Below are 1336 nucleotides of genomic sequence, written 5' to 3' on the forward strand. Positions count from 1 at the left end.
GCCGCAGCAGCAGGCCCAGCGCGAGGGCGCCCGCTCCGGCCAGCGCGACGGCGACCACGTCGACGGCGGAGCCCGTGCGCGGCAGGATCCCGCCGACCGCGGGCGGCACGGCAGCGGTCACGGGATCCGACCCCGCCGCCGTGAGGCCGACCGCGAGCGATCCGGTGCGGCCCATCACGCGGGAGTCGCCCGACAGCGCGGGGTCGACGGACGCCGTGAGGAGGAGGTGCTCGCCCGCGGCGGCGGTGATGTCGGGGAGGCCCGTCCGCGGACCCTCGCCCCGGAACGCGCTCATCGGGGTCGCGGCGAGCACGGGCGCGGATCCCCCGGCGCACGCGGGCGCGGCGTGCGGACCATCGGCGGCGGGCGCGGGGATCCAGGCGTCGTCGCAGCGGTCGAGCCGCAGGAGCACGCCCGCGTCGACCTCGGCCAGCTCGCCGCCCGAGCGGATCTCCACGGCGAGGCGCGCGACGTCCGCGTCGCGCAGCCGTGCGGAGATCAGCCAGTGCCCGGGGGCGCCGGGCGAGACGTCCAGCATGGCGGTGCTCCAATCGGAGGAGAGGGAGAGGTACCCGGGCGTGCCGTTCTCCGGCACGTCGAGGAGGACGGCGGAGGCCCGCGTGCCGATGAGGCTCAGGCCGCCCACGAGCGCGAGCGCGGCGACGGCGGTGAGCGCGGAGCGGAGCGGGGACCGGCGCGGGATCGGCGCGGCGGCCGACCCCGCCTCAGCGCGCATGGCGGGCCGGGCGGCGGGGCGGTCCGCCCGCCGAGCGGCGGCCGGTCGCCCGGTCGCCGCGCGGGCTCCCGCGGCGCTCCCCCGTCGGCCACGACGTGCCCACGAGCAGCAGCACCAGCGCGCCCGCGAGCCCCGCGATCACGAGCGGCGTGTGCAGCAGGCGGTTCGCGTAGCCGAGGTAGGGCGCGCCGCCGAGCACGCGGTCGGCCTCCGTCACCACGTACGGCGACGGGTCGACGGTGGCGTTCGCGTCGCCCTGCAGCACGAGCTGGCGGGCCGCGGGATCCGCGGGATCCACTCCCGCCGACAGCTGCTCCACCTCGCCCGTGACGGGTCCGACGGAGACGACGCGGTGCGTGACCGGCAGGTCGTAGCCCGGTCGCGGCACCTTCACGACGTCGCCCGGCCGCAGGTCCGCGGCCGGCACGCCGTCGAGCGTCACGGCGGCGGATCCGGTCGGCAGCGTCGGCGCCATGGACCCCGTCATGAGCACCACGAGCGACAGCCCGAGGATGCGCGAGAGGAGCGTCCACGCGATGACGAGCGCCCCCGCGATCCCTGTGAGGGTGAGCACGGCGTCGCGCACCCGGAGCCCGGCGG

Annotated in this window: 2 protein-coding genes; both read right to left on the reverse strand. The window is 78.5% G+C overall.

Annotated features, from left to right (window positions below; translation table 11 throughout):
* Window positions 1–736, reverse strand: a 736-nt coding sequence (locus Q6969_RS15690; protein WP_317231274.1) for a hypothetical protein, incomplete at its 3' end; no start/stop codon positions are given.
* Window positions 726–1336, reverse strand: a 611-nt coding sequence (locus Q6969_RS15695) for a hypothetical protein (protein WP_317231275.1), incomplete at its 5' end; no start/stop codon positions are given. The genes Q6969_RS15695 and Q6969_RS15690, both read right to left, overlap by 11 nt.

Source organism: Clavibacter sp. MX14-G9D, assembly GCF_032917815.1.
GTDB classification, from domain to species: Bacteria; Actinomycetota; Actinomycetes; order Actinomycetales; family Microbacteriaceae; genus Clavibacter; species Clavibacter michiganensis_K.